This is a genomic window from Thioclava sp. FR2 (genome assembly GCF_051200875.1).
Lineage (GTDB): Bacteria > Pseudomonadota > Alphaproteobacteria > Rhodobacterales > Rhodobacteraceae > Pseudotabrizicola.
This window is the reverse complement of record NZ_CP195191.1, coordinates 2894143-2902500: the sequence shown is the minus strand read 5'-3', so window position 1 is coordinate 2902500 and position 8358 is coordinate 2894143. Positions and strand designations below refer to the sequence as shown.

The 8358-nt window shown below is 59.9% G+C and carries 7 protein-coding genes and 1 pseudogene (1 of these 8 only partly in view); 4 read left to right on the top strand and 4 right to left on the bottom strand.

Annotation, left to right across the window (positions count from 1 at the left end; genetic code table 11):
* Positions 1-849: the 5' portion of a protein-methionine-sulfoxide reductase catalytic subunit MsrP gene (gene msrP / locus ACSBLW_RS14010; RefSeq protein WP_435257230.1), read on the bottom strand. Its footprint begins 63 nt before the window's first position; the window shows 849 of its 912 coding nt (coding positions 1-849); it begins with the start codon at positions 847-849; its stop codon lies off the left edge, out of view.
* 170 nt (positions 850-1019) lie between these two features.
* Here msrP and ACSBLW_RS14005 point away from each other — a divergent pair, with 170 nt between their 5' ends.
* Positions 1020-1460 (top strand): DUF302 domain-containing protein, encoded by a 441-nt coding sequence (locus ACSBLW_RS14005; RefSeq protein ID WP_435257229.1) that lies wholly within the window; start codon positions 1020-1022, stop codon positions 1458-1460.
* Positions 1461-1650: 190 nt separating this feature from the next.
* Positions 1651-2133, top strand: a complete 483-nt coding sequence (locus ACSBLW_RS14000; RefSeq protein ID WP_435257228.1) for a fasciclin domain-containing protein — start codon at positions 1651-1653, stop codon at positions 2131-2133.
* A gap of 184 nt (positions 2134-2317) precedes the next feature.
* Here the strand turns inward: ACSBLW_RS14000 and ACSBLW_RS13995 are convergent, their stop codons facing one another.
* Entirely contained in the window at positions 2318-3238 is a 921-nt protein-coding gene (locus ACSBLW_RS13995; protein ID WP_435257227.1) for an HNH endonuclease, read from the bottom strand.
* Between the two features lie 184 nt (positions 3239-3422).
* Here ACSBLW_RS13995 and ACSBLW_RS13990 point away from each other — a divergent pair, with 184 nt between their 5' ends.
* Both ACSBLW_RS13990 and ACSBLW_RS13985 read left to right on the top strand, forming a co-directional pair.
* Entirely contained in the window at positions 3423-4169 is a 747-nt protein-coding gene (locus tag ACSBLW_RS13990; RefSeq protein WP_435257226.1) for an SDR family NAD(P)-dependent oxidoreductase, read from the top strand.
* 78 nt (positions 4170-4247) lie between these two features.
* Entirely contained in the window at positions 4248-4526 is a 279-nt protein-coding gene (locus ACSBLW_RS13985; protein WP_435260162.1) for a hypothetical protein, read from the top strand.
* On the opposite strand, the pseudogene ACSBLW_RS13980 reads toward ACSBLW_RS13985, so the two are convergent.
* Together ACSBLW_RS13980 and ACSBLW_RS13975 are read right to left on the bottom strand one after the other, a co-directional pair.
* Positions 4451-4762, bottom strand: a pseudogene (locus ACSBLW_RS13980) (integrase core domain-containing protein); the annotation flags it as partial. The gene ACSBLW_RS13985 and the pseudogene ACSBLW_RS13980 sit on opposite strands and share 76 nt — an antisense overlap.
* Positions 4763-4992: 230 nt before the next feature.
* Entirely contained in the window at positions 4993-8352 is a 3360-nt protein-coding gene (locus ACSBLW_RS13975; protein WP_435257225.1) for a hypothetical protein, read from the bottom strand.
* Positions 8353-8358 lie beyond the last annotated feature (6 nt).

Sequence of the window (8358 nt, the reverse complement as noted above, 5' to 3'; positions counted from 1 at the left end):
AAACATCAGCGTATCCTGACGTCCTGCAAAGATACCCGCGCCCACACGGCGTTCACTGGCCTGCGACCAACGCGGATGGTCCACCTCTGGGTTCACATTACTATAGAAGCCATACTCCCGCGGGTTCTGCATGTTCCACGTCGTCTGGGGCTGCTCGGCCACCAGCGACATCCGAACGACCGACTTGATCGACTTGAACCCATACTTCCACGGCACCACCAAGCGGATCGGCGCGCCGTTCTGGTTCGGCATGGCCTCTCCATAAAGCCCGGTCGCCATGATGGTCAGCGGATGCATCGCCTCGTCCAACCGCAGCCCCTCGCGATAGGGCCAGTCTAGAATCGCCGTCTGCTGGCCCGGCATCTCTTCGGGGCGCACCAAGGTTTCAAAGGCCACATATTTCGCGCCCGGCTGAACGCCGACCTTGTTCAAGAGATGCGCCAGTTCGAACCCGATCCACGGCACAATCATCGACCAGGCCTCGACACAGCGGAATCGGTAGATCCGTTCCTCCAGCGGCGCGTCCTTCATCAGATCGGCCAGATCATAATTGCCGGGGCGGTCCACCAAGCCGTCAATCTTCACAGACCAAGGGTCGGTCGTCAGCAGCCGGGCATTCCGCGCGGGGTCGCCCTTGTCCAAACCGAATTCGTAAAAGTTGTTATAGGTGGTGATCTGCTCCAGCGTGTTCGGCTCATCCGAAATCGAATAGGCGCTTTTCGCAGCGTCGATCTTGGCCAAGGCCGGGGTGGCCATCAAGGCCCCCGCTCCGGCAATCAACTGGCGGCGCGACAGCCACGCGGCTTTCGGGGTTACGTCCGACCATTTCAGCTCTGTCTTGATACGCATCTCATACTCCCTCTTCACCGCTTCCTTTCGACAAAGATGAAGGCATCATTACAAAAGGCAAAAGCATTCCTGCTCACGTCTGCGGGATAACCCTGAAACATCGCCCCCGCGACAACGATACATCTATGATTTGGAATATAATGGGGTCACCATAAGAACAGGAGGACACCATGAAACATCTGATCCTGACCACCTGCCTGTTAGCCGCCCCCGCCGCTTGGGCCGAAACACCGCCCGTCACCTATATAGTAGAGGACAGCTTTGAGAACGTGGCCTTCGCCGTCGAAAGCGCCATCATCGGCGCGGGCCTTGTCATCGACCATGTCAGCCATACTGGCGAAATGCTGGAACGCACCCGCGGCGATGTCGGCTCGGACAAGGTTCTGTTCGGGCAGGCCGATGTCTTCAGCTTCTGTTCCGCCACTGTCAGCCGTCAGGTAATGGAGGCAGACCAGTTGAACATCCAGCATTGCCCCTATGGCATCTTTGTCTTCGACAGCCCCGATGCGCCGGGCAAAGTCACCGTCGGCCACCGCGACTATGACGGCAGTATGGCCCCGGTGAACGACCTGTTGTCAGGCATTGTGAAAGACGCGCTTGGTCTGGATTAACCCAATCCGGCTCACGACCATTCACCTGTGTTGACAAGCATTTGACTGGAAACCGAAAAGGATCGCGGCTTAGCGCGGTCCCTTTTTCGGGCAAGCCCGGCTCACGCAAATGTCGGAGTGATCCAAACCCCGGCCTTCTCCCTATCCCTGTCGCCAATTCTGGCAGAGATCTAGTTTGGGAGTGACACCAATGATCCGCAGAACCTTTCTTGCCCTGACCACCGCTATGGCTTTCTCGGCACCGGCATTTGCAGACAGCCACGGCAAAGACATTGTTGATACCGCCGTTGATGCAGGCAGCTTTACCACCCTCGTCGCCGCCGTTCAGGCCGCCGGTCTGGTCGAAACGCTGAAAGGCGAAGGCCCCTTCACCGTCTTCGCCCCCACCGATGAGGCTTTCGCCAAACTGCCGGCCGGCACTGTCGAAGACCTGCTGAAGCCGGAAAACAAAGACAAGCTGACCTCGATCCTGACCTATCACGTCGTCCCCGGCAAAGTGATGTCGACCGACCTGTCCGAAGGCCTGAAGGCCGCCACCGTTCAGGGTGCCGAAGTCACCATCACGCTGGAAGGCGGCGCCAAGGTTGACGGCGCCATGGTCGTGACTCCGGATATCGAGGCCACCAACGGCGTCATCCACGTCATCGACACCGTAATCATGCCGCCGATGTAAGGATAACGGCGACGGCTAGGGGATCATTCTCCTAAACGTCACTTTAGTATCCTTGGCGCGCTTCATCGAAGCGCGCCATTTTCATGTTGAGAACAGAGTTGTCAGTGGACGTCTCTTACGTACCGCAAAGGCTTCTGACAGGCTCAGCCCAAGCGCCTATGTTCAACTCTGATTGTCGAGCGCATCACCAAGGCGCTTCGCCCTCGGCCAAGCTTCGGCCAAAGACGTTCTCTCGGTGCCATTTTAGATTGGCAGGATGGGTATAGTTGCGCGTGTCAGCGGGTCTGATCAGCTTGCCACTCGGCGGTAACAATCGTCCAACAACATCGGATGGCACCTTATTATGTGAAACGAGGATGGTTTCACTGTCGTCGGCCACCGAGATAAGGCCCCGATCGAACATCCAGTGCAGCGTCCCTGAAAGTGCCAAGCCATTTCGCACTGAATCGCTGCCTTGGCTTTCAACCGGCCGAATATGCGCGGCCTGAACTTCGGGTCGCCCCCCGCCATTTCGCAGCATCAGCCCCGACATTGCGCAGCGATATCCATAAGCCTCTCTGACTTTCCGGCGAAATGCGATCTCGCGATAAGGCCTGCGCGTCAGTCTCTCGACAACAGGGCGCTCGAAAATCTGCGCACCCTCGTCAATGGCATGACGAGCGGGATCATAACGTTGCGCTTCAATTGCCTCCAACTCTTGCGGCAATCCGCGATTCACGATCCGCACGAAATCCGCCTCAGGCAACCGACGCACGGCAAGCTGCACCGCCCCACCTGATAACGGCGTCCCGTCCGGCGCCGTCAACGCTGCTTCCCATGGCCGTCCATTTTCAAGTCGGGGCACTTCATAATCGAACGGCAAGTAGCTGCCCGGTTCAATCATCGCAAGGTAACGCCCTTCAACACCGGGCTTCGGTATCACACGTTCAATCTTGGCGACCGCAAAATAGCCGCGCGGGCCAGCCTTCACCGGTTCGTAATAGACAACCCAATCACCAACCGCTTCCATCACAGCCTTAAGATACGAGCGCGGAAAGTCATAAACGACATCCGGTTCATCTTCGTAGATCGAGTCAGCCTTGTGCAGCAGGACGAGCTTTACCATCCCGCCAGGAAATCGTCATACGCACAGATTGCAAGGACTATCTCCTGTCCGGCCACTTCTCGATACCCGTCGACACCGCGATCCGGGAACGCCTGCTCGCGCAATAGACAAGATGTCTAAGCGCACCCCCTTTTTCTTTTCCGCCCTCCGCGCCATGCTGCCCGCAACAAACCGGAGACGCCCCATGAAAACCGCTCTCATCACCGGCGCCGCCCGCGGCATCGGCCTTGCCACCGCTCACCGCTTCCTTGCCGACGGCTGGCAAGTCGCCATGCTCGACCGCGACGAACCCGAACTGATGCAGGCCGCGAAAGGCCTTGAAAACGCCGCCCCCATCCTGGCCGACGTCTCTATCCCCGACCAAGTTACCACCGCCATCACTGACACCCTTTCCCGCTTCGGCACCATCGACGCGCTGATCAACAACGCCGGCGTCGCCGATTTTGGCCCCATCGAAGATACCACCTTCCCCCGCTGGCGCCGCGTGATGGAAACCAACCTCGACGGGATCTTCCTTATGACCCAAGCCGCCACCCCGGCCCTCAAAGCCAGCCGCGGCGCCATCGTCAACATCGCCTCCATCTCGGGCCTTCGCGCCTCTACCCTCCGCGTCGCCTACGGAACCTCCAAGGCCGCCGTCATCCAGCTGACCCAGCAACAGGCCGTCGAACTCGGCGAATACGGCATCCGCGCCAATTCCGTCTGCCCCGGCCCCGTCCGCACCAAACTCGCCATGGCCGTCCACTCCCCCGCCATCATCGCGGCCTATCACGACGCCATCCCCCTGAACCGCTACGGCGCCGAATCCGAGATCGCCGAGGTCATCCACTTCCTCTGCTCGCCCCGCGCCTCCTACGTCACCGGCCAGAACATCGCCGTCGATGGCGGGTTCGAGGCGACAGGCATCGGCCTCCCCGCCCTTCGCTCTTAACCCACCGCGCGCTGAAACCCCCGTTTCCGCAACACCCCCCAAACCCGATGTATCCTGCGTGGCGCAAAGGAGACCGCCATGCACATCGCCCATATCGCCCTTGACGACATCAACGCCGACATCCTGCCCCGCGACACCCTGGCACTGCGCACCGGTTTGATTTCAAAGTGCAAACGCACCGGCAGGGGCATTCGGTTCTTTGGCAAGAAAGCCCGTGCCCCCAGCATCGTGGCCAACATCTTCGACATGGTGGAATGTGGCTGGGAAGGAGGGGGATTAGTTCTTAGGGTAAAGGTCTGGGCGAACCCGGTCGGTGTCTGCCAGCCGAGGCGCGCGTGTGGGCGTTCGGCGTTTTAGACTATGCGCCAGGTCGCAAGCGTGCTGCGGGCATGGTTCAGGGACGGGAACAGCGTCTCGTTCAACAACTCGCCATGCAAGCGACCGTCAAAGCTCTTAATGAAGGCATCCTGTGTTGGCTTGCCCGATGCCAAGTAATGCCGGTCGACATTGCGGTCGTCGCCAAAGGTCAGTATCGCATTCGAGGTGAACTCGGTGCCATTGTCGCTGACTGGGGTTCTTGGCTTGCTCCTCTCCAAGCCAGAAAAGCGTAGCGAAAAACTCTAGCTTCAAACGGTCCTGTTTGTGAGGATCGGATTCCGTAAAGCTCTGCCTTCAGGCCGTCCAACATCTAGGTTTGGATTTCCTGTAGAACAGCCTTGGCGCGGTATGTGGCCTGGTCAAGCCGCAGGAAGGTCGAAGATAGCTCATGACCCCCGGCTATGGTGTGAATTGAGGGCAACGCGCTCTAAGCGAATGGGTATGATCAGAACTGAGTCAGGATATTCAGAAACACCCCTTTGTCATCCGCAGTCAGATCGGTCAGATCGTCCGAGAAAGAGCCGAAGTTATAGCCCAGTCCGATCTTGGCATTCGGACCGATATTCCGATAGGCGGTCGCCAGAAATCCGGTTTCCGACAGTCCGGCATTTCGTGCCTCCAGATGTCGACCTTCGACCAACAAGTCCCATTCATGGGTCATGTGATAGCGGGCGTTCAACACGATCAGCGCGGCATCGTTCTTGGAAAGCGGCGTCGCGGCATCCGGCGCGCTTTCCGAAAGACGAAAGCCAAGCTTGCCGCCCAACGTCCAGTGCGGGCCGACCTCATAGGTGGCGTCAAGCGAAACAACATGGCTTTTCTGCCGCGGACCGGGATCGTCACTTCCATTTACGCGCTGGCCATACATGTCGTGCACATAGGTGTAGCGGGCTAGAAAATTCAGCCGGTCATTATCAACCGGGCGATAGGCATAGCCAAACGACACCCGGGCATATTCGCCATCCGGGATCGATGCGCCATTCGACTGTGTGTCGGCAGCATCAAGTGTGAACAAAAGCCGGCGCGCATCATCGATCTTGTAGTTGGCAGCGCCAGACAACAGGATGGTATCGGCATCGGCATTAACGCCATCGCGCAGACCGCGGTCACGGATCACTTCGATCCGGCCCTTTGCCGTCAGGTCAGCGCCGCTATCGTAACGCAAGCCGAAAGAAAGGCCGCGGCGGTCAAAATTCCCGGCAGGGTCGCGAACCCGGCCCACATCAATCGCGCCGGTGAAGGACAGCGCCGAGGTGACGTCGTAGTCCACACCATAGGACTGGGTCAGAGACTTGTGCGTGCCAAACATGTCATAGGTGTTCTCGCTAAAGATCCGCAGGTCTTCGGTCACCGGGCGGCTTGCGCCCGCCACGATGCGGCCCTTGTCGTTGCCGTTCTGCGTCACACCAGACAGTTCGCGCCCTGGGTCCAGCTCGTATCCCAGATAGGCGGTGCTCCCTGCGTTTTCATAGCTTACCAACGCACGCCCCCCTGCACCCGCAGTGCCGCCCGACACCTCGGCTTCTACGGACCAACCGCTTCCAAACGACAACGCAGCTCCGATTCCGCCACGATCATTGCGGTCAAGCACGCCTGATACAGAAAGCGTGGTCTGGCCGAAGAGATACCAGCTAAAGGCTTCGCTCTGCTTTACGTTGGCTCGCACGGCAAGGTCGGTGCGGCGGCCGTTGTCATCGGCGTCTGTCGGATCCGTGCGGTCCTCATGCACGAGGCCAACCGACCATGTCAGCCGCTCTGATGTCTTCAGGGACGCCTCCACCAGCGCCTCGTCAAGTCGTTTGCCGTCGGCGTTGCGGTAATGCTCGGCGCGCATGCGGAACGAGAGGCGCTCGGTGAGTTCGGCCTGCGCTTCGATCCCGGCCAAATCCTCGTCGGCGGTGATATTGTGATCAAGCGTTGAAAAGCCTTCGGTCCTCCGTTCAGCCCAAAATCCGACACTGCCCTTGCCGGATAGGCCCAGATCACCAAAGCTCAGTCGGCCCTCAAGGCGGGCCGCTTCACCTGTGCCAGCACTCGGCGCATCGGTGATGATGGTCAGCCCGCCGTCTGCGGAATAGGCGGTGCCGAAACCGGGGCCTTCCGTTTCGGCGTATTCCATCTCGACCCAGCTCTCCTTCCCGATCACCCAGCGCAGGTCGGCGCCCGTCGCCGTCTGATCGGCCGCGTCGGTCTGTTCGACCATGCCGGTGACGCCCAACCGGATGTCGTCGGTGACCCAGACCTGCGCGCGAGCGCCATAAGCCATACCGTCAACGTCACCCGCAGTGGGGGTGAATTCGTATTGCACCACAAGTCGAGATTCCGGCGACGTGCCGGGCGCGGGCGTCACGACGCCTCCGCTTGGCGTGCTGCCCGAAAGCGGTGCCGACAAGGTCACGACGCCTTGCATATAGTTGATGTTGTAATCACGACCTTCCACCAAGGTCCGCCGCTCAATGACGCGGCCGGTATCAGGATCGCGCCGCTCGATGGTCAGTGTTTCGGAGCCGATCGAAATGTCTTGCCGCCGTAAAAAGTAGACCGAACCACCGGTGCCAAGAAACACCTCTCGCCCGGGCAACTGATCGGGCTGCGCGGCATAAGCGCCAAGGGTGACGCGGGCCTCGCCCCGGCCTGTCTGCGCGGGCGCTGTATAAAGACCCGACAAACCATAAAGGCTGCGCTCGTTTCGCAGGTATTCGGTGCCGGTTACCGGCGCCTTGCCGTTGCCCCACATCAGATAACTTCCGTCGCGTTCCGCCCGAAGGTAGAACTTTCCATCGGTGGGTGCATCCTGGCGGAGTTCGCTGTCATCGCCGTATGTCGGAAAGGCCAGATCCGGGTCCAGCCGAGCGATGACCCCAATCGGGTCCTTGCGGTCAAAGTCGCGGAACAGGTCTTCCAGCGGCTCTTCTCCGGTATCAGCCGAAGATGTTATGGACCATCCTGTCGCGGTTCTGCCTTTAGTGTAATATGCTAAGCGGCCGCGGTTCCAGCTCTCGCCCTTTTCTAGCCCGGAAAGTGTCTTGCCATAGGTCAGATCGGCGGTGGCAACGGTGAACCATTCGGTCTTTGGAATGCTGATGACTGGAGTGATCGAGATGTTCTCTCCCCCGCCGATAACGCGGACGGGGATCGTCGCATCGCCCACGGGCAAAATCCGCTGAAGCACAAAACTTCCATCAGCATCGGGACGGATGGTCTCGCCAAGGGCGGTGACCACGGCGCCGGGGGCCAGCCCGCTGCCTGACACTGTTACCGCGCCGCCGGTGACGGGAATGCTGCGGCGCGCGGCGCGGTCGATGCCTTCCTCCTCGGCCGATGCGTGAACACGGCTAAGGTCGATCAAGGTGGTTTCGTCATAGCGCCCGCTTGCGTCATAGACGCGCAGCACGGCAGCCGACCCACCACCCTTGGGCAGGGAAAGAGTTGCCTCTCCGTTGGCATCGATCGGCATCACAAGGATAGCACGCCCGCCGGGGTCGTTCAGATCATAAACAATCACCTCGGCCCGGCGGATCCAACCTGGATAGTTTGTGCGGCTGCGCACCTTGGCCATACCAGAGGCAACGGCAACGACTTCAAGGTTCAGTCGCGGGCGAACGCCAAGTCCATCCGCTGTCACGCGGACGTCGGCGCTGCTGGTAAAGGCAGGCTCAATACGGGTGACCGACTCGGCGACCGCAGCATCACCCGCAACGGTTTCACCACCGATAGAGATGGCGAACCCGTCTTGCCCAAGGGCGGGCAATGCAGACAAGGCGGTGGTCATCAGGGCAAGACGAAGGGTATGACGCATGGACATGACTGG

Coding starts and splice junctions, on each gene's coding strand:
- ACSBLW_RS14005 (WP_435257229.1), top strand. CDS start 1,020: ATGAAACATCTGATCCTGACCACCTGCCTGTTAGCCGCCCCCGCCGCT.
- ACSBLW_RS14000 (WP_435257228.1), top strand. CDS start 1,651: ATGATCCGCAGAACCTTTCTTGCCCTGACCACCGCTATGGCTTTCTCG.
- ACSBLW_RS13985 (WP_435260162.1), top strand. CDS start 4,248: ATGCACATCGCCCATATCGCCCTTGACGACATCAACGCCGACATCCTG.
- ACSBLW_RS13995 (WP_435257227.1), bottom strand. CDS start 3,238: ATGGTAAAGCTCGTCCTGCTGCACAAGGCTGACTCGATCTACGAAGAT.
- ACSBLW_RS13975 (WP_435257225.1), bottom strand. CDS start 8,352: ATGTCCATGCGTCATACCCTTCGTCTTGCCCTGATGACCACCGCCTTG.
- ACSBLW_RS13990 (WP_435257226.1), top strand. CDS start 3,423: ATGAAAACCGCTCTCATCACCGGCGCCGCCCGCGGCATCGGCCTTGCC.